The organism is Gordonia sp. ABSL11-1 (genome assembly GCF_030315685.1).
GTDB lineage: Bacteria > Actinomycetota > Actinomycetes > Mycobacteriales > Mycobacteriaceae > Gordonia.
The window spans coordinates 146,523-165,279 of record NZ_JASXSI010000004.1 but is presented as its reverse complement, the minus strand read 5'-3'; the positions used below and the strand labels follow the sequence as shown (position 1 = coordinate 165,279).

Sequence of the window (18,757 nt, the reverse complement as noted above, 5' to 3'; positions counted from 1 at the left end):
GCTACTCGTAGCGTTCGATACTGCTTTCGGCGAGACGGGACAGTCCCTCACGGATGTGGCGCGCCCAGATGCTGCCGATGCCTTCGACGGCCTGCAGGTCGGCGGCGCTGGTCGCGAGAAGTGCCTGCAGTGTGCCGAAACTGCGCACCAGTCGGTCGATGTGGGCGAACTGCAGACGGGAGATCCGGGCGAGCAGACGGTAGCCGCGGGGACTCATCGCGGTGTCCTGCGCCTCGATCGTCGTCGGATAGCCGAAGGCCCCGGCCAGCAACGTGAGATCGAGAAGATCGGCGTCGGACAGTTGCTCGATCGTCTCCAGCGCTTGCCGTACCTCCTCGGTGCTGGCGGGCTCGGGGCTGGCGTAGTAGTCGCGGACCAGGAGTTCGCGCATGGTGTCGTTGTCGCTGATCAGTTCCTCGAGCTGCAGGCTGACCTGCCGTCCGTTCACACCCAGTTCGAGGACGTACTCCTCGATCTCCACCGACACCCGGCGGACCATCTCCATCCGCTGTGCGGTCGACATCGCGTCGCGCAGCAGGACGAAGTCCTCGATCTCGGCGCGCGACAGTCCGGCGATCACCTCGTCGAGGCGCATCTTGTAGCGCTCGAGCGTGGCGAGCGCGACATTCGCGCGCGAGAGGATGGGATCCGGGCTCTCGACGACGCGGCGGGCGCCGTCCACGTACACGCTGACGATCGACATCGACGCACTCACCGAGATGACCGGATGCCCGGTCTGGATGGCGGTGCGTTCGGCGGCACGGTGGCGGGTACCGGACTCCTCGGTCGGGATCGACGGATCCGGGACGAGCTGTACGTTGGCCCGCACGATCCGTTTGCCGTCGGTCGAAAGGACAACCGCCCCATCCATTTTCGCGAGCTCGCGCAGACGGGTCGGCGCGAACTCGACGTCGAGGTGGAAGCCGCCGTCGCAGATCTTCTCGACGTCGGAGTCGTGCCCGAGGACGATCAACGCGCCGGTGCCGCCGCGCAGGATCCGCTCGAGACCGTCACGCAGTCCGCTGCCCGGTGCGACGCGCGCCAGGGTCTCCCTGGCGAGTTCGGATTTGACGATCTCCGCCATCACGGCCTTCCTGCTCCTACGAGCTGATCCGCCCACCGCGTACAGGTGTGCTCCGACTAGGGTAGCGGGACGTGAAGAGCAGTTTTGTCGTGCCCACCGACCTCGAACCGATGAAACGCCATCCCAAGGCGGTCCCGCCGGGTGAGCGCATGCGGATGCACAACCCGTTGTGTTACGGATGTGGCGAAGAGGCACCGCAGGGCCTGCATCTCGAGATGTACGCAGGAGAGGACTTCGTGGTCCACGCGCGGATGGCGGTGGAGGCCCGGTTCGAGGGCGGTCCGGGCGTCGTCCACGGCGGCGTGCTGTCGACAGCGTTCGACGACGTGATGGCGATGGCGCCGTTGCTGATCGGGCCGTCGGCGGTGACCGTGCACCTCGAGGTCGACTATCTGCGACCCATCCCGATCGGCTCGACACTGGAGTTCACCGCGACGCTGCTCGGTCGGCAACGTCGCAAGCTCTACACCGAGGGATTGGCCCACATCGGGGATCCGGACGCGCCCGTGGCGATGGCCCACGGGATCTTCGTCTCGGTCGACGCGCGCGAGCATTTCGCCGATCACCTCGAGAAGAGCCAGCTCTCCGACGAGTACAAACAGCGGATGTCGCGACCCTGAGGGTGGGCGGCGCCAGGGTCAGAACGGGGCGTCGACGACCTCGCGTGACTCCGCGGCGACGGCTTGGGCGAGATCGTCGACGCGGGTGATCCGGATGCCCGTCGGCAACTTCTCGTCCGTCCCGGCCGGGATGATGGCGTGGGCGAAACCGAGTCGCTTCGCCTCGGCGACGCGGCGCGACACCGCCGACACGCGGCGGACCTCGCCGGCAAGCCCGACCTCGCCGATCGCCACGGTGTTGTACGGGATCGGCCGATTCCGGAATGTGGAGGCGATGGCCAGTGCGAGCGCGAGATCGGCGGCAGGCTCGGTGACGCGCATTCCGCCCACGGTCGAGACGTAGATCTCCTGGTCGTGCAACTTCAGGCCGAGCCGGCTCTGCAGCACCGCGATCACCATCGCCACCCGTGCAGAATCCACCCCGGAGACGGCACGTCGCGGCATCGCCATCGTGCTCGTGTTGGCCAGCGCCTGCACCTCGCCGACGAGTGCTCGTTTGCCGTCCATCGTGACCATCGCCGTCGATCCGCTGACGTCGTCGTCGCGTTGATGCAGGAAGATCCCCGACGGGTCGGGGACCTCGTGGATGCCGTCGTCGCGCTGCTCGAAACAGCCCACCTCGTCGGAGGCCCCGAAGCGGTTCTTGATACCCCGCACCATCCGCAGACTCGAATGCCGGTCGCCCTCGAACGACAGCACGACGTCCACGAGGTGTTCCAGTGAGCGCGGTCCCGCGACGGCGCCGTCCTTGGTGACGTGACCGACCAGGATCACCGCCACCCCACGGTTCTTCGCCATCGAGACCAGAGCGGTGGTGACCGCCCGGATCTGCGTGACGCCACCGGTGACACCGTCGGTGCCGGTGGCGACGACTGTCTGCACCGAGTCCATGATCACCAGAGTCGGGTCCACCGCGTCGATGTGGCCGAGGATGGTGGCGAGGTCGGATTCGGCTGCAAGATAGACGTTCTCGTGCACCGCATCGGTGCGCTCGGCGCGCATCCGCACCTGTCCGGCCGACTCCTCGCCGGTGAGATAGAGCGCCTTGCGGCCACCGCGGGCCCAGTGTTTGACGGCCTCGAGCAGAAGAGTCGACTTGCCGACGCCGGGCTCGCCCGCCAGCAGGATCACCGACCCCGGGACCACTCCTCGACCGAGTACACGGTCGAGTTCGCCGATCCCCGTCGCGATGGCCAACGAGGAGTTCGCGTCGATCTCCGTGATCGGCCGGGCGGGACTGGTGGGCGCGACCCCGCCGACACCGCCCCCGCGCGGGCCGGGTGCGATGCCGGCGATCTCGTCGACCGTGCCCCACTCGCCGCAGTCGGGGCAACGCCCAACCCATTTGGCGACCGAGTGTCCGCAGGCGCTGCAGCGGAAGGAGGATCTGGGTTTGGCCACGCGATCACACTACTGGGCATCGCCGACAGTGGTCCGATCCCGGACGTGAGCATGTGCACCGGCCAGGTGCACCGACGAAACCACCCCGACGTCAGAACATCACCTCGGTTCTGGACCGAGGTGATGTTCTGCAATCGGGGTGGATCGAAAAAGCCTTGTGCGCGAGGCGCAATGGTGGGTTCAGTGGCCGCCGGAGTGCCCTTCGGCGGGCGCCTCGGCCTGGCGGACCTTGTCCTGCCGGATGAGGTAGGTGCCGGAGTCGACCGGGGTGTTCATGGTGATCGAACCGGACTTCTCGAAGCGGAACGTCAGCGGCGTGGTGAGGCCGGGGGCGACCGAGTCGCCGGCGTTCGACAGCGTGACGGTCAGGCGTTTCTGCTCGTCGGTGGTCTGGATGTCCTCCGGCTCGAGCAGCCCGATCGGCTTCCCGGCGCGCAGCGCCTGCCCGGCCGGGATCTCGGTGTTGCCGGCCAATGTCACCGATCCGCCCTGGGGGGCGTCGATGCCGAGCAGGCGATCGTTCTCCACGGGGTCGATGTTGCTGATCACGAACGAGACCTGGAAGGGGCCACCGTTGCCGAACACCTCGTCGGCCTTGTCTGCGGGATAGATGATCTGCACGTTGCGCAGCTGCATCGAACCGACGTTGGCGGTGTTGCCGTTCACCGCCGGCTCCTGATTCGCGGTCTGCGAGATCTGACCCGCACCGCAGGCGGTGCTGCCCATCGCGAGTGCGATGCCGAAGGCGGCGACCGTCACCGCCCTGAGCGTCCGCCCTCCGATCGCACGTCCATTGACCGTACGCACAGCCGAACGCCGAGCGGTTTTCCGAAGCACAGACACCCGTTCCTCCCAGGTAATCGAAGGCCGATACGCACATGTCGCGAACCCTGCACTACGCAGCGTAGTGGGCATGGGTGGCAAAAGTCCGATCGGGTGCCCGATTGGTGTCGCGAACCTGGTGCGGCGGAGTGTGTCCGGGGCCTGGCGTGACGCCGCTGCGAGGGGGATCACAGTGGGTGTTTACGCTGGTCCACCGGCCCTGGTGTCAGCGCGCTCGGCGTTCGTTCATGGCCTTGACCTGCACCGTTGGGTGGGCGCTCTCGGACGCCCGTGCTAGACTGGCTGTACTCGAAAGGGGCACGGAACATTGAATTTCAAAGTTGGCGACACCGTTGTCTACCCACATCACGGTGCTGCTCGGGTCGAGGACATCGTGACTCGGACCATCAAAGGTGAGCAGATCGAATACCTCGTTCTCAAAGTTGCCGATGGTGACATGACCGTTCAGATCCCCTCGACGAAGCTGGAGTACGTCGGCGTTCGTGACGTCGTCGGCGAAGAGGGTCTCGACCAGGTTTTCCAGGTGCTACGCGCCCCGCACACGGAGGAACCCACCAACTGGGCCCGACGGTTCAAGGCGAACCAGGAGAAGCTCATCTCCGGCGACATCATCAAGGTCGCCGAAATTGTTCGTGACCTGTGGCGTCGCGAGCAGGACCGCGGTCTGTCGGCAGGCGAGAAGCGCATGCTGACCCGCGCACGTCGGGTGCTCGTCGACGAACTGTCGCTGGCACAGAACACCGACGACGAGAAGGCCACCAGCATTCTCGACGAGGTCCTCGCCGCCGCGTCCTGACGCATTCGTGGTGACTGCCATCGGCGACCCGGACACGGTCGCGGCCGGCGTGACGGTCGGCGTGATCATCCCGGCCGCCGGGTCGGGAACCCGACTCGGCGAACCGGTTCCCAAGGCTTTCGTCGACCTGCACGGCCGGACGATTCTCGAGGTCTGTGTCGCAGGTGTCGTCGATGCCGGCGTTGCGACGACCGTCGTGGTCGTCGTTCCGGCCGATCTCGTCGAAAGAGCTCGGGGCTTGGTCCCCGATGCGATCGTCGTCGCCGGTGGGGCGCACAGATCGGACTCCGTCCGGGCGGGTATCGATGCTGCCGGAAGCGCCTCCGAGGTTTTGCTCGTCCACGACGCCGCCCGACCCCTCACCCCGTCCGCGGTGTTCGGTCGGGTCGTCGCGGCCGTCCGTTCGGGCCACCCGGCCGTGGTGCCGGGACTGCCCGTCACGGACACCCTCAAACAGATCGAGCCACGATCGGCCGCCGGTTCCGAACGTGTCGTCGCCACGGTCGACCGCGACCTCCTGCGTGCGGTGCAGACGCCGCAGGGTTTCACGCGCGACGCGCTGCTCGCCGCGCACGCCGACACCTCCGGCCTCGCCACCGACGACGCCGGCCTGGCAGAGCGTTGCGGTATCCCGGTCCATGTCGTCGCCGGCGATCCGTTGGCGCTGAAGATCACCACGCCCTGGGATCTGCGGATCGTGCGCGACATCGTCGCGGAGCCACCTCCGCCGGTCGAGTAGCGTCGCACGAGCGCAACGAGTCCGGCGCGTATCGAGACCACCCGCCCCAGGAGCGCACCCATGAGAGTCGGCATCGGCAGCGACGCACACCGCGTCGTCGGCGGCACATCGTGCTGGATGGTCGGTCTGCACTTCCCCGACGCGCCCGGGTGTGAAGGCCATTCCGACGGTGACGTCGGCGCCCACGCCCTCTGTGACGCGGTGCTCTCGGCCGCCGGCCTCGGCGACGTCGGATCCGTGTTCGGAACCGGACGTCCCGAATGGGAGGGCGTCTCCGGCGTCGCCATGCTCGAACACGTCCGCGAACTGGTCACCGCCCAGGGACTCACGATCGTCAACGCCGCGGTGCAGGTGATCGGCAACCGGCCCAAGATCGGTCCACGCCGCGAAGAAGCCCAGCAGGTGCTCGGTGCTGCGCTCGGCGCGCCGGTGTCGGTTTCGGCGACGACCACCGACGGACTGGGGATGACCGGCCGGGGCGAGGGCGTGGCCGCCATCGCGACCGCACTGCTCGGCTGACGGGGACGGCCGTCGGGTCCCGGATGGCGAATCTGACCAGGTAGGATTGCTCGTCGTGACCTTGCGCCTGTTTGACACCGCTACCCGAGAGGTGCGCGACTTCGTCCCGCTGCACCCCGGACACGCTTCGGTGTACCTGTGTGGCGCGACCGTCCAGGGTGTCCCACACATCGGCCACGTCCGCAGCGGCATCGCCTTCGACGTGCTGCGCCGCTGGCTCGAACACAAGGGCCTCGACGTCCTGTTCGTCCGCAACGTCACCGACATCGAGGACAAGATCCTCCGCAAAGCCGAGGAGGCCGGCCGGCCTTGGTGGGAGTGGGCCGCCACGCACGAGCGCGCCTTCGACACGGCCTACGACGCGCTCGGCGTGCTGCCGCCGTCGGGTGAGCCGCGGGCCACCGGGTTCATCACGCAGATGGTCGAGTACATGGAACGGCTGATCGAGCGCGGTCACGCCTATGCGTCCGACGGGAACGTCTACTTCGACGTGCTCAGCCTGCCCGACTACGGCGCGTTGTCGGGGCATCGTCTCGACGACGTGCACCAGGGCGAGAGTGCAGGCACCGGCAAGCGGGACGCCCGCGACTTCACGCTGTGGAAGGCGGCCAAACCCGACGAGCCGTCGTGGCCCACGCCATGGGGCCCCGGCCGCCCCGGCTGGCACCTGGAATGCTCGGCGATGGCCACGTCACTGCTCGGTCCCGAGTTCGATATCCACTGTGGCGGAATGGATCTCATCTTCCCGCATCACGAGAACGAGATCGCGCAGGCGCACGGCGCCGGAGATCCGTTCGCGCGCTACTGGTTACACAACGGCTGGGTGACCATGGGCGGGGAGAAGATGAGCAAGTCGCTCGGCAACGTCGTGTCGATCCCGGCGATGCTGCAACGTGTGCGGGCCGTCGAACTGCGCTATTACCTCGGCAGCGCCCATTACCGATCGATGCTGGAGTACTCAGACGGTGCGCTCACCGAGGCCGCTGCCGGTTACCGTCGGGTCGAGTCCTTCGTGGCCCGGGTGTCCGCGCGCGTCGGCGACGTCCCGGTCGGCGACATCCCGGATGAGTTCGCCGTCGCCCTCGACGACGACCTGGGGGTCCCCGCAGCCCTGGCCGCGGTGCACAACGCTGTGCGACAGGGCAATACGGCCCTCGAGTCCGGGGACGGGACCGGTGCGCTCGCGGCGGCGTCGTCGGTGCGGGCGATGATGGGCATCCTCGGTGTCGATCCGCTCGACGCACATTGGGTCGACGAGGGCGCCGACGAGTCCGCCGCCACCACAGCACTGGACGTGCTCGTGCGCGCCGAATTGCAGCGGCGCGCGCAGGCGCGCGCCGACAAGGACTGGGCCACCGCGGATGCGGTGCGGGACCGGCTCGCCGAGGCGGGCATCGAGGTCACCGATACCCCCGATGGTGCGCAGTGGTCGCTGAAGGGAACCTCCTGACATGGCCGGTAACTCGAAACGTAAGGGCGCGGTCCGTAAGACGGGCAGCAAGAAGGGGCAGACCGTCGGTTCCGGCGGTCAGCGACGACGCGGTCTCGAGGGCCGTGGCGCAACGCCCAAGGCTGTCGATCGTCCGTACCATCCGGCGCACAAGCGTGCCAAGGCCGCGGCGAAGTCGGTGGCCGGTCGTGGTGGGGGCAACCGCCGCAAGGACGACGGGCCCGAGTACGTCCTCGGTCGCAATCCGGTGCTGGAGTGCCTGCGTGCGGGCGTCCCGGCGACCGCCCTCTACATCGCGACGAACTCCGAACCCGACGAGCGTGTCGCCGAGGCGGTCAAGTTCGCCGGAGACACCGGTGTGTCCATCCTCGAGGTCGGTAAACCGGAACTCGACCGGTTGTCGTCGAACGGTCTGCATCAGGGCATCGCCCTCCAGGTCCCGGAGTATCAGTACGCCCACCCGGACGACCTGATGCGCGCGGCCATCGACAGCGGCACACCGCCACTGCTGGTGGCGCTCGACAACATCACCGATCCCCGCAACCTCGGCGCGGTCATCCGCTCGGTCGCGGCGTTCGGTGGGCACGGCGTGGTGATCCCGCAGCGTCGTAGCGCGAGTGTCACCGCGGTGGCGTGGCGGACCAGCGCCGGTGCGGCCGCTCGACTACCGGTCGCGCAGGCATCGAATCTGACTCGCACGCTGAAGGATTGGGCCGAGTCGGGGGCTCAGCTCGTCGGACTCGACACCGGGGGCGATGTCACGCTCGACGACTACGACGGCACCGGGCCGACGGTCATCGTCGTCGGCTCCGAAGGCAAGGGGCTGTCGCGCCTGGTCCGTGAGACCTGTGACTCGATCCTGTCGATCCCCATGGCCGGAAACGTCGAGAGTCTCAACGCCTCGGTTGCGGCGGGCGTCGTGCTCGCGGAGTTCGCCCGCCAGCGTCGGCGCTGACGGCAACGCCGATCTCGCCGACGGCAAGCCAGATCACGCCGGCGGCAACCGGGTGACGCCTCACTAGACTCGGCTCCATGTCGAACTCATCGCCCGCGGGTCCGAAGGTCGACCTCAACGCCGATCTCGGGGAGGGCGTGGGCGACGACGAGGCCATGGTCGCGGTCGTCACCAGTGCGAACGTTGCCTGCGGCTTCCATGCCGGTACACCCCTCGAACTGGTCGCCACGTGCCGCGCGGCCGTCGCGGCAGGTGTTCGTATCGGGGCCCAGGTCTCCTATCCCGACCGGGAAGGATTCGGCCGACGGTTCATGGACGTCGAACCGGCGCAGCTGACGGCCGACATCCTTTATCAGATCGGTGCGCTCGACGCGATCGCGAGATCGGTCGGATCGAGTGTCGAGTACGTGAAACCGCATGGGGCGCTGTATAACTCGATCGTCTCGCACGAGCGGCAGGCCGACGCCGTCGTCGAGGCCATCGTCGAACTCGGTGGCTCGCTGCCGTTGATGGGCCTGCCCGGGTCGCTCTCGTTGCGTCGCGCGGAGGAGCGCGGCGTCGCGGTGATCACCGAGGCGTTCGCGGACCGCGCCTATCGCCCGGACGGGTCGTTGGTGCCGCGGTCGGAGCCGGATGCTGTCCTGACCGACGCCGCGGAGATTGCTCGAAGGGTCGTCACGTTGGTCGAGCGCGGTGAGGTCATCGCGATCGACGGGTCACGCGTGGAGGTGTCGGCGGAATCGATCTGCCTCCACGGCGACACCCCGGGAGCGGTCGAGCATGCGCGCGCGGTCCGCGCGGCGCTCACCGACGCGGGGGTGGTCGTGTCGTCGGCGGCGCAGCGCCGCTGATCGATTCGGCATTTCTGAGGTCGCCGTCGGCGCCGGGCATGTGACGGTCGTCACGGGCCTCCGGCGGTGTTCACGGCGTGTCCACTATGTTGGGTGACATGACATCGATCGATAGCAGGGTTACCACCGCCGATGGCATCGTCGAGGGTTCCCCGGGCAAGCGCACCCGGCGCGGCACGATCAGCTGGAAGGGCATCCCGTTCGCGGCGCCGCCGGTCGCCGGGCTCCGCTTTCGAGACCCGCAGCCGGTCCATCCGTGGCCTGGCGTGCGCGACTGCACGCGATTCGCGAAGGCGGCGATCCAGGAGAAGCGGTTCACCGCGGTCGCGCCCGGCAAGTACCAGCCGATGGGGGAGGACTGCCTCACCCTGAACGTCTTCGCGCCGGACCGTCCGTCTCCCACACCGCGACCGGTGATGGTCTTCATCCACGGTGGCGCCTACATCCTGGGTACGGCGGCGACGCCGCTCTACGACGGTTCGCTCCTGGCCCGGTCGCAAGACGTGATCGTCGTGACCGTGCAGTACCGTTTCGGGCCGTTCGGCTATCTGGACCTCGGAGCGTTCGCGACCGAGGACCGGCCGTTCGACTCCAATCTGGGGCTCAAGGACCAGGTAGCGGCACTGCAGTGGGTGCAGCGCAACATCGCTGCTTTCGGTGGCGACCCCGCGAATGTCACCGTGTTCGGCGAGAGCGCCGGCGGATCGGCGGTCATCTCGTTGCTGAGCACCCCGGCCGCCGAGGGCCTGTTCGTGCGGGCGATCGCGGAGAGTCCCGCCCCCGAACTCGTGATCTCGTCCGACGCCGCGCACACCTTCGCCGACGAGTTCGTGCGCTTTCTGCGCGATCCGGATCGTCGGCCCACCGCGGTCGACCCCGATGCCGACCCGATCCCTTCCGACGAGGCGCAGCGACTGCTCGCCCGGTCGTCCGCACAGGACGTCCTCCGCGCAGGCAACCTGCTCATGTCGTTCGCCCGGCGTGTCGAGGGTCTCGACCCGATCCCGTTCGGGCCGGTCGTCGACGGTGAGTACCTGCAGGAGGCGCCGCTGGCGGTCGTCGCGGCGGGCCGGACGTTGCCGGTGCCGCTCATCATCGGCAGCAATCACGACGAGGGACAGCTGTTCACCCGCCTGTGGAACGTGCTGCCGGACGCGGAGAAATCGCTGCTGCGCGTGACCGACGAGCAGGATCGACGCGAGATCCGCGCGCTCTATTCGGGCGGTAAGCGCGACGACGTCCAACTCACCGCCGATTCGGTGTTCTGGGCACCGATGGTGGCCTTCGCCGAAGGACACAGTGCCGTCGCCCCGACCTGGGTCTATCGCTACGACTTCCGGACCCGTGTCCTCGCCGCGACCGGCATGGGCGCAACCCATGCGACGGAGATGTTCGCGGTGTTCGGTGCCTACCGCACCGCGATCGGCGCAGGTCTCGCGGTGGGCGACTGGCGGTCGACGGGCCGGGTGATCGCCGACGTGCAGGACCGGTGGGGAGCCTTCGCGACCGGCGGTGTCCCGGGTGTGGGCTGGCCGGTCTACGACACCGAGACCCGTCGCGTGCTGATCATCGACGACCCCGACCGTGTGCAGTCCGATCCGGACGGCGCCCGCCGCGCAGCGTGGCAGCGCGTACACGCATCGGCGTGAGTCGCCGGCCTCGATCGACCCCGGCGAGCCGTTTCCCGTGACGGTGTCGCCTCAGGGGTGCGGCACCCAGTGGCTCGGGGGATCGGCCGTCAGGAACGCCACGACCAGCGGGTTGAACAGCTCAGGTGACTCGACGGGCAGGATGTGCGTGCCCGGCAGGACGGCGAGACGCGCCTGCGGCAGTGCACGCGACAGCGCGAGGATGTGATCGACACGTGCCACCCCTCGATCCGCCGCGACGAGCAGGATCGGTACGTCGACATCGGTGAACTCCGCGTAGTCGTAGGCCGGCTCGTGCGCGAGCATGGACACCGTCTTGTCGTAGACGACATCGAAGTGGTCGGGGCCGTCAGGCGTGATGTCGACGTAGCCGCTGCGCAGGAAATCGACGGTCGCGCTGTCCCGCGACTCGATCAACCGGAAGAACTCGTCCGCGTCCTGATCGGCGCGATTGACGTAGAACGACACCACGACGACACGGTTGACGAGGTCGGGGCGGTATTTGGCCACCAACAGCGCGATCACCGCACCATCGCTCCAGCCGATCAGGTGCGCGGGGCCCTGGACCTGCTCCTCGAGGTAGGCGATGGTCTCGGCCACCATGTCCGAATACGTGAACGGACCATGGTGGTCGGGTGAGTGTCCGTGTCCGCTGCGCTCGGGTGCGTGGATGGCCAGGCCCGCGGATGTGAGGTCGGCGAACTGCGCGCCCCACGCCGACGCCGAACCGAAGGCGCCGTGGAGCAGGACCGTCGGCTGGCCGGATGGCTCGCCGCCGACGAAATGCCAGATCCGCCTTTCCCCGAGGTCGACGTAGACGCCCCCGTCGATACGCTCACCTGTCATGACGCTGGACACCCCGCCATCGTCGCAGACCACACGTGGCCGGCAGGAAACGGTTGTGACTCGATCCCACAACGACAAGCAGACGGACAACGCAGACGGACAACGCAGACCCAGTGCGATGGCGGTCCGAAGTCGACGGCGACGCCACCGATCGGCAAACCTCCGTCCATTGGCAATGCCGACGCCCGGTTGTTCCGATAGTTTCTTTCTGAAAGATCCAGTGGAGTATGTTGTCCCGCCGAGTATCCGCGCATCATGTCTGAAAGGGCCCGATGGTTGTGCGCCAGAGTTCTCGCTGTGGAAGCCGTAGGGTTTCGGTCGTCATCCTCGTCGCGGCGGTGATCGCGTCCCTCATCGGTTTCGCAGCACCGTCCGCGGCCGCCCCGGGAGATCCGCCGCCGCCGATGAGCCTGCAGGATCTCGGATCGTCGTCGACGATCTCCTTTCCTGGTCAGCAGGGCGAGGTCAGCATGAGTTTGCCCGTGCCGCAGAATCTCACGCCATCGGTGTTGCGCGGCCTGACCGAGCTGCCGGCGTTCGTGACCGGGGGCAGCGTCGACGTCTTGCAGGACGAAAGGCTGATCTCGCGGACGCCGATCAATCCGGAACCCAATTCGCCGATCGAATTACCGCTGCGCGGACTACGAGTCGACCAGAATGGCGCGGATATCGTTCTGCGGGCGTATCTCCGGGTCGAGGGGTTGTGCCAGTTCGATCCCGAGAACGCATTCCGAATGGTGAATGCGACCGTGTCCTATACCGGCCGCGAGGCGATCCCGGATTCGGTGGCCGAGTTCCTGCCGCCGATTCTGCGCGGTCTCACGATCTACATCCCCGACGACGTGCAGCAGGCCGAGGGTGCCGCTGCGGTCAACCTCGCGACCGCCGTCGTCGCGAATTACGGTGCCGCGCAGGTCCCGATCCGGACCGTGGCGCTGCCACGCTCGAACATGACGCCGCCGACCGTGCCGGGACCGCTCGAGCGCCAGATCGTCATCAACACCCAGGCGAATCCCGGTCTGTCGCTACAGTCCGATGACGGGTCGGCATATCTCGTCATCGGCGGCTCGGCCGACGAACTCGTCACCCAGACCCAGTTCCTCACGTCGAACATGGCACCCATCGCGTTGAGTTCGGCCGCCGTGGCCGGGTCGCTGCACAACGCGCCGCAGATCGCACCGTCGGTGCAGACACTCGGCGACCTGGGCATCGGCGACCAGTCGGTGACGTCGGCGTCGTGGCCGACGATCGACTTCGGTATCGACCAGACGCGCCTCGGCCGCCCGTCGAAGAGCATCAGCGTCCAGCTCTCGGGCTCGTACAGCCCGGGCCCCCGCGACAGCGACGGTCTCGTCGCCGTCCGTTCCGGTGACCGCACGATAGCGACGATCCCGACCGATGAGTCCGGGTCGTACAACCAGTGGGTCGACATCCCCGACGACGTCGTCCGCCGCTACACCCCGATCTCCCTGGTGCTGCAGCGCGGTGATCTGAGTGAGGGCTGCGGCAACGGGTACCGCAGCACGCTCAGCCTCAGCTCGTCCGGAGAGGTCCGCTCCGAGGCGGCGGCCGATCCGCCGCAGCCGCAGGGTTTCCAGTCGTTGCCGCAGTCGCTGATGCCGCGCACCCAGCTCGCGTGGACGAAGGGCGACGTCGGGGACGTGTCGCGGGCGGTGTCGATCGCCGCCGGTCTGCAGGGGATGTCGGCGGTGCCGCTCGGTCTCGACGTGGTGTCGATGGATTCCGCCTCGTCGTCCGATCAACCCGCGATCCTGATCTCGGCGGACGGGACGGGTTTGCCGTCACTGGACCTGCCGTTGCGTGCGGATGGCCGCAAGCTCAGCGTCGTCTCGCCGGGCGGCGGGTCGTCGTCGGTGACCCTGGACCCGGGGATCAGTTTCGGGGCGCTCGAGGTGACCCGATCGGGTGACCGCAGTGTGCTGGTCGCCACCTCCACGAACGACTCCGGCGATCTCGACTCGCTGCTCGACTATCTGTCCACCGATCAGCGATGGGGCGAGGTCGACGGTGACGCGGTCATGAAGATCGCCGGCAACGACCCCGTCGCGGTGAACTCGACAGCGATCAACCCGGAGAGCGAGGACACCAGGTCGACGGGTTCGTGGGGCACCGTCGTCGGCGTCCTCGTCGGTGCCGCGATCCTGGTCGGCGCGGTGATCGGCGGCACGCTGCTCGTGCGGCGACGTCGCGAGCGGTCGGCCGCCGGATGACGGTGACCGACATCGCGCCCGCCCCGGCGGCACGCGGTCCCGGCTTCCGAGAGCGGTTGTCGGGCAACACGTCGGCACAGATCGCTCTGCGGTGGCTGCTGGTGCTGGACGCGACGATCGTGGCGTTCTGGCCGACCCTGGGCGCGTTGGCTATCGAGATGCGGGCGCAGACCGCGATCGCCTATCTTCCCGCGGTCATCCTGCTCGTCGTCATCGCGGCGATCGGCACGTCGTGGCGGCGGGGTGATGAGCTCCCGATCCGCGACCGCCAGACCGACGTCATCGTCGGGATCGTCGTGTTGATCGTCTCGCTGACGTTCACGGTCATGAACCTGCGGTACGCAACGTCCTATCTCACCACCCACGTGGATCTGCTCGCACTGTGGATGTTCCTGCTCGGCAGCTGCATCCTCGTGTTCGGCCTGCGGCCGGTTGCCCGCTACAAGTGGCCGTGGTTCCTGTTGTTGATGATCTTCCCGGTGCCCTACCGCGTCGCAGTCCTCCTACTCGGGGGAGGGCCGTGGGCGGCCGGCGGGGTGATGATCGCCTTCGGCGCGGTGGCGAGCGGGGTGGCGACCGGTCGCACCGTGCGTCGCGGGCTGTTCGGCGCGGCGATCACGACGACGGTCGGGGTCATCACCCTGGTCAGCCTGCGTCACTTCCACCCGAGCGCACCCGGCTGGGTCTATCAGACCCTTCCGTGTGTGGGTGCCGCGCTCGTCGCGAGTGCCTGGCTGTACGTGGATTATCGTCGTCGGCACAAGGACTCGTGGACGCCACTCGGCCGCGACATGATCCCCGTGTCGGTGCCGAGAGTCGGGCGACCCGCATGGGTGATCGTGGTGTTCGCCGTCGGGATGTTCTTCATCCCGATCCCGAGCTTCGGGACGACCGAGAACACCGAGGTACCGGGCCTCGACACGCGGCCTCCGCTCGTCGTGCCGTCCAACTGGGTGGCCGGCGATGTGAACGAGTACGACTGGATCACCCGACTGTACGGCCGCGGGTCCATCATGACGACCCAGGATCTGTTCCAGGCCAAGGGGAGTCTCGCATTCGACAAGTTCGCACGGCCACGCAAGGTCGTCGTCAACGCCATCGAGACCCGGTATCCGCTGCGCTTCGACGTCTACCCCTTCACATTCGTCTACGACCTCGTCGGGGATCGCATCAGCGAAACCCAGCCCGTCGCACTGCCCCACGGGGTCACCGGACATCTGCAGACCGTCGTCGACGACCAGAGCTATCTGACCTTCAACCGCATCTTCTGGCAATGGAACAACGGGACACGGACACAGCGCGTCACGGTCATCTCCGTCGACAACCACGACGCCGACGCCGAGTTCCCCCGTCCGGAGATGACGGTGGCCCGCAATCTGAACACCTTTGTCACGGTGCTGTTCCGGGGCAACTCGGTCACCGTCGACCTCGAGCCGCAGTTCAAGGATCGCGACCTGCTCGTCCAGACCGCGGGTGATCTGATCGACGCGCAGGTCGATGCGATCACTGAGGACGACGCCCGATGACCCCGCGCAACGACCGCGAGGTCGCCGAACTGCTCGACGATCCGGAGTACCGGCATGCCGCACTCTACGACGCCGTCGAACGTCTCCGCGACATCGACTCCCAGATGACCGCCTCGGTGCCGTTCAGCCGCGGGCAGAAGATCCTGGGTGCGATCGGCGCCGCGGTGATCATCGTCCTGCTCGTGTTGTTCACCATCCCCGCCGTTGCCGGGCTGGTGTCGATCGCGACGGTCGTCTACATCCTGGCTCTCATCGACCGGCTGACCATCTTCCGGCGCGGTCTGGTGAACGGCGCGATCGTGATCCCCGACGACGAGGCCCGGATGATCCCCGACGACGAGCTGCCGCTCTACACGGTGCTCGTGCCGGCCTACGGTGAACCGGAGGTCGTCGGCGACCTGATCGCCGCCATGGAGTCGCTCGAGTATCCCCACGACAAGCTCCAGGTGCTCCTCCTCCTCGAGGCCGACGACGAGCCGACGATCGAGGCGGCTCGGGACATGGGGTCTCATGATCTGGTCACCGTGGTTCTCGTCCCGCCTGCCGATCCGCGGACGAAACCCAAGGCATGCAACTACGGTCTGCATTTCGCCACCGGCGACATCGTCGCGATCTACGACGCCGAGGATCTGCCCGATCCGCTGCAATTGCGCCGTGCGGTCGCGGCCTTCCGGGCCGAGGACGAGACCGTCGTCTGCGTCCAGGGAAAGCTCAACTTCCACAACGCCCGCGACAACATCCTGACAGAGTGGTTCGTCGCCGACTACGGCATCTGGTTCAGCTACCTGCTGCCGGGTCTGATGGCCAGTCGCGCGCCGATCCCGTTGGGCGGCACGTCCAATCACTTCCTCCGACAGGTCCTCGACGACATCGGCGCGTGGGATCCGTTCAACGTCACCGAGGACGCCGATCTGGGGGTCCGTATCGCAGGCAACGGCTATCGCACCGCCGTCCTGGATTCGCTGACACTCGAAGAGGCGAACGTCGACGCGATCAACTGGGTTCGTCAGCGATCCCGGTGGTACAAGGGCTACATGCAGACGTGGCTGGTGCACATGCGCCGGCCGGTGGATCTGTGGCGGATCCTGGGTCCGGTCGCCTGGTACCGGTTCACCCTCCTGATCGCGGGGACACCGCTCATCGCCTGCATGAACATGGTGTTCTGGCTCATCATGGTGGTCTGGATCGCCGGGCAGCCCAAGGTCTTCGCCGACATCTTCCCGGGACCGATCTACTATCTGTCGTTGATCTCGCTGATCTTCGGCAACGGCGCCGCCATCTACATGAACCTGGTCGCGATCCGGGAGGACGGTCGCAGTGGACTGATGTGGTCGGCACTGCTGGTGCCGGTGTACTGGGTGATGATGAGCGTCGCGGCGATCAAGGGCATGTGGCAGATGCTCGTCAACCCGTCGTACTGGGAGAAGACCTTCCACGGACTGGCCACCGGGTCCAAGGACGAAGCCGACGATTCAGCGGTCTCGGATGCGGATGCGGGTGCGGCCCGGGCGACCGAGGGCGGCACGCCATGAGCCGGCGCCGGATCGTCGGGCTGTTCGTCGTCGTGTGGCTGCTCTACCTCGCCGTCGGCGTCTATCTTGCCGCGGATGTCCGTCTGTACGTGGGTGACTCACTGTCTCGCGTGCAGTCGGCGCAGAGTGTGCTGTTCAGTCGCGACCCGCACCTGTCGGCCATCGGCTTCATCTTCACCCCGCTGACCGCGATCATCCAGCTCCCGCTGACGGCCCTGACCCCGCTGTTCCCGGCGATGACGACGTCGGCGCTGTCGGCGGCGGTGATGTCGTCGGCGTTCATGGCCGGCTCGGTCATCCAGGTGTCGGGCATCGCCCGCGATCGTGGTCTGTCCCCGGCGATATCGATCGCGGTCACCGCGTGTTACGCGATCAACCCGATGATCATCTTCTACGCGGCCAACGGGATGAGTGAGGCGCCGTATCTGTTCTTCCTCGCGTGGGCGGTGCGACGTGGCATGAGGTGGGTGGACACCGACGACGTGCACGACCTCGTGACCACGGGAATGGCACTCGGATTCGCCTATCTGACCCGCTATGACGGCGCGGCCGCGGCGCTCGGTGCCGGGCTGCTGGTGGCCACCGTCAGCTACCGACGGCCCGATCGCACCGACCGGGTCATGCGCGCATTGCTCGACGTCGCGCTCGTCGCGCTGCCTGCGTTCGTCGCCTTCGTGATCTGGGCCCTCACAAGCTGGCTGATCACCGGTAACCTGTTCGCCCAGTTCACCTCCGAGTACGGCAACTCGTCGATCATCGCCGAATCCGGCGGCAGTGGCTCCGACACTGCGACCAGTGCGCTGCAGTTCTCCATCGTCGAGCTCACCATCCTCGCGCCGCTGTTCCCGCTGCTGCTCGTGATCGTGCTGGCCTTACGACAGCGGCGGCATCGGCTGTATCCGCTGCTGGCGCCGCTCCCGCTGATCGGCGGTGTGCTGTTGTTCCAGATCTACAGCTACTCCAAGGGATCCACGTTCGGCTTCCTGCGGTTCTACATGACGGTCGTCCTGCTCGCCGCGATCATCGCGCTGCTCGCGGTTCCCGCGCGCCGTGTGGCACCGCGACGCCGGCTCGGACGACACGCACAGATCCCGCCGGTGGTCACCGGACACCGACGGCAGATCCGGGCACTGACGGCGATCGCGATCGTGACGATGGTCGTGGCCATACCGGTCACCGCCTACGGCATGACGTCACCGAAGTACGCTCCTCAGGAGTTCGCCCTGCAGAGCATCGTCATGCCGAATCCCGACGCGGTGGACAAGAAGACGCTCGATGCTCAACGTGTCGTCCGCTCGTTCTCGACGGAGCGGTCGATCGCGGAATACCTCGACAGCCTGAACCTGCCGGAGGGCAGCGTACTCTGCGACACCGTCTACGGTTTCGCGGTGATCGCGCAGTCGGCGCGTCCGAAACAGTTCGTGATCCCCTCCGACCAGGACTTCACCGAGATACTCAATGACCCTGCGGCGCATGATGTCCAGTACATGCTCGCTGTCCCGCGTTCGGGTCGAGGTGAGTCGGATGCCCTCAACATCCGCTTCCCGACGTTGTACGAGAACGGTGCGCAGGTGTCGGTGCTGATACTGGAGGCCCGCAATCAGGGTGCGGATCTGCCGAACTGGCGGATCTACCGGGTGTCCCCGGCGGCCGACCTGCTCGGGGGTGGCAGCGTCAACTGAGGGCGGCGCGCGTCGGGTGGACGTCGACGTGGA

General features: G+C 67.4%; 16 protein-coding genes. 12 read left to right on the top strand and 4 right to left on the bottom strand.

Features of this window, described 5'->3' with window-relative positions; genetic code table 11:
* Position 1: 1 nt before the first annotated feature.
* On the bottom strand, positions 2-1,084 hold the full coding sequence (disA, locus tag QSJ19_RS06310; protein WP_286319092.1) for a DNA integrity scanning diadenylate cyclase DisA: 1,083 nt from the start codon (positions 1,082-1,084) through the stop codon (positions 2-4).
* A gap of 110 nt (positions 1,085-1,194) precedes the next feature.
* Between disA and QSJ19_RS06305 the strand changes: the two genes are divergently transcribed.
* Positions 1,195-1,704 (top strand): PaaI family thioesterase, encoded by a 510-nt coding sequence (locus QSJ19_RS06305; RefSeq protein WP_286319321.1) that lies wholly within the window; start codon positions 1,195-1,197, stop codon positions 1,702-1,704.
* An 18-nt stretch (positions 1,705-1,722) separates the two neighbouring features.
* On the opposite strand, the gene radA is transcribed toward QSJ19_RS06305, so the two are convergent.
* Both radA and QSJ19_RS06295 read right to left on the bottom strand, forming a co-directional pair.
* A complete protein-coding gene (gene radA, locus QSJ19_RS06300; RefSeq protein WP_286319090.1) occupies positions 1,723-3,105 on the bottom strand; it encodes a DNA repair protein RadA in 1,383 nt (460 codons plus the stop codon).
* A 180-nt stretch (positions 3,106-3,285) separates the two neighbouring features.
* Positions 3,286-3,864, bottom strand: coding sequence for a copper chaperone PCu(A)C domain-containing protein (locus QSJ19_RS06295; RefSeq protein ID WP_353507121.1), 579 nt, complete (start codon positions 3,862-3,864; stop codon positions 3,286-3,288).
* Positions 3,865-4,255: 391 nt separating this feature from the next.
* Here QSJ19_RS06295 and QSJ19_RS06290 point away from each other — a divergent pair, with 391 nt between their 5' ends.
* The 7 genes from QSJ19_RS06290 to QSJ19_RS06260 all read left to right on the top strand — a co-directional run bounded on the left by QSJ19_RS06290 (position 4,256) and on the right by QSJ19_RS06260 (position 10,907).
* On the top strand, positions 4,256-4,744 hold the full coding sequence (locus QSJ19_RS06290; protein WP_005169342.1) for a CarD family transcriptional regulator: 489 nt from the start codon (positions 4,256-4,258) through the stop codon (positions 4,742-4,744).
* 7 nt (positions 4,745-4,751) lie between these two features.
* On the top strand, positions 4,752-5,483 hold the full coding sequence (ispD, locus tag QSJ19_RS06285) for a 2-C-methyl-D-erythritol 4-phosphate cytidylyltransferase (protein WP_502876102.1): 732 nt from the start codon (positions 4,752-4,754) through the stop codon (positions 5,481-5,483).
* A gap of 60 nt (positions 5,484-5,543) precedes the next feature.
* A complete protein-coding gene (ispF, locus tag QSJ19_RS06280; protein WP_286319085.1) occupies positions 5,544-6,002 on the top strand; it encodes a 2-C-methyl-D-erythritol 2,4-cyclodiphosphate synthase in 459 nt (152 codons plus the stop codon).
* A 55-nt stretch (positions 6,003-6,057) separates the two neighbouring features.
* Positions 6,058-7,452 (top strand): cysteine--tRNA ligase, encoded by a 1,395-nt coding sequence (cysS, locus tag QSJ19_RS06275; protein ID WP_286319083.1) that lies wholly within the window; start codon positions 6,058-6,060, stop codon positions 7,450-7,452.
* Between the two features lies 1 nt (position 7,453).
* On the top strand, positions 7,454-8,407 hold the full coding sequence (rlmB, locus tag QSJ19_RS06270; RefSeq protein WP_286319080.1) for a 23S rRNA (guanosine(2251)-2'-O)-methyltransferase RlmB: 954 nt from the start codon (positions 7,454-7,456) through the stop codon (positions 8,405-8,407).
* 77 nt (positions 8,408-8,484) lie between these two features.
* Positions 8,485-9,258 (top strand): LamB/YcsF family protein, encoded by a 774-nt coding sequence (locus QSJ19_RS06265; RefSeq protein WP_286319079.1) that lies wholly within the window; start codon positions 8,485-8,487, stop codon positions 9,256-9,258.
* Between the two features lie 98 nt (positions 9,259-9,356).
* Complete coding sequence (locus tag QSJ19_RS06260; protein WP_286319077.1) at positions 9,357-10,907, top strand: carboxylesterase/lipase family protein; 1,551 nt, start codon at positions 9,357-9,359, stop codon at positions 10,905-10,907.
* A gap of 51 nt (positions 10,908-10,958) precedes the next feature.
* Here QSJ19_RS06260 and QSJ19_RS06255 read toward each other — a convergent pair whose 3' ends face one another.
* Entirely contained in the window at positions 10,959-11,753 is a 795-nt protein-coding gene (locus tag QSJ19_RS06255; protein WP_286319075.1) for an alpha/beta fold hydrolase, read from the bottom strand.
* A 272-nt stretch (positions 11,754-12,025) separates the two neighbouring features.
* On the opposite strand from QSJ19_RS06255, the gene QSJ19_RS06250 reads away from it, so the two are divergent.
* From QSJ19_RS06250 to QSJ19_RS06235, 4 genes are read left to right on the top strand one after another with little or no spacing between them, the layout of a single operon-like run.
* Entirely contained in the window at positions 12,026-13,984 is a 1,959-nt protein-coding gene (locus QSJ19_RS06250; protein ID WP_502876101.1) for a hypothetical protein, read from the top strand.
* Positions 13,981-15,510: an archaeosortase/exosortase family protein gene (locus QSJ19_RS06245; RefSeq protein WP_286319073.1), complete on the top strand. Its 1,530-nt coding sequence runs from the start codon at positions 13,981-13,983 to the stop codon at positions 15,508-15,510. The genes QSJ19_RS06250 and QSJ19_RS06245 overlap by 4 nt, the downstream gene beginning before the upstream one ends.
* Positions 15,507-17,042, top strand: coding sequence for a glycosyltransferase (locus tag QSJ19_RS06240; protein WP_286319072.1), 1,536 nt, complete (start codon positions 15,507-15,509; stop codon positions 17,040-17,042). Before QSJ19_RS06245 ends, QSJ19_RS06240 begins: the two co-directional genes overlap by 4 nt.
* Positions 17,039-18,724 carry an ArnT family glycosyltransferase gene (locus QSJ19_RS06235; RefSeq protein WP_286319071.1) on the top strand — a complete coding sequence of 562 codons (1,686 nt, stop codon included), beginning with the start codon at positions 17,039-17,041 and terminating at the stop codon, positions 18,722-18,724. Before QSJ19_RS06240 ends, QSJ19_RS06235 begins: the two co-directional genes overlap by 4 nt.
* Positions 18,725-18,757 lie beyond the last annotated feature (33 nt).

Coding starts and splice junctions, on each gene's coding strand:
- disA (WP_286319092.1), bottom strand. CDS start 1,084: ATGGCGGAGATCGTCAAATCCGAACTCGCCAGGGAGACCCTGGCGCGC.
- QSJ19_RS06305 (WP_286319321.1), top strand. CDS start 1,195: ATGAAACGCCATCCCAAGGCGGTCCCGCCGGGTGAGCGCATGCGGATG.
- ispF (WP_286319085.1), top strand. CDS start 5,544: ATGAGAGTCGGCATCGGCAGCGACGCACACCGCGTCGTCGGCGGCACA.
- rlmB (WP_286319080.1), top strand. CDS start 7,454: ATGGCCGGTAACTCGAAACGTAAGGGCGCGGTCCGTAAGACGGGCAGC.
- QSJ19_RS06265 (WP_286319079.1), top strand. CDS start 8,485: ATGTCGAACTCATCGCCCGCGGGTCCGAAGGTCGACCTCAACGCCGAT.
- QSJ19_RS06260 (WP_286319077.1), top strand. CDS start 9,357: ATGACATCGATCGATAGCAGGGTTACCACCGCCGATGGCATCGTCGAG.
- QSJ19_RS06255 (WP_286319075.1), bottom strand. CDS start 11,753: ATGACAGGTGAGCGTATCGACGGGGGCGTCTACGTCGACCTCGGGGAA.
- QSJ19_RS06250 (WP_502876101.1), top strand. CDS start 12,026: ATGGTTGTGCGCCAGAGTTCTCGCTGTGGAAGCCGTAGGGTTTCGGTC.
- QSJ19_RS06245 (WP_286319073.1), top strand. CDS start 13,981: ATGACGGTGACCGACATCGCGCCCGCCCCGGCGGCACGCGGTCCCGGC.
- QSJ19_RS06240 (WP_286319072.1), top strand. CDS start 15,507: ATGACCCCGCGCAACGACCGCGAGGTCGCCGAACTGCTCGACGATCCG.
- QSJ19_RS06235 (WP_286319071.1), top strand. CDS start 17,039: ATGAGCCGGCGCCGGATCGTCGGGCTGTTCGTCGTCGTGTGGCTGCTC.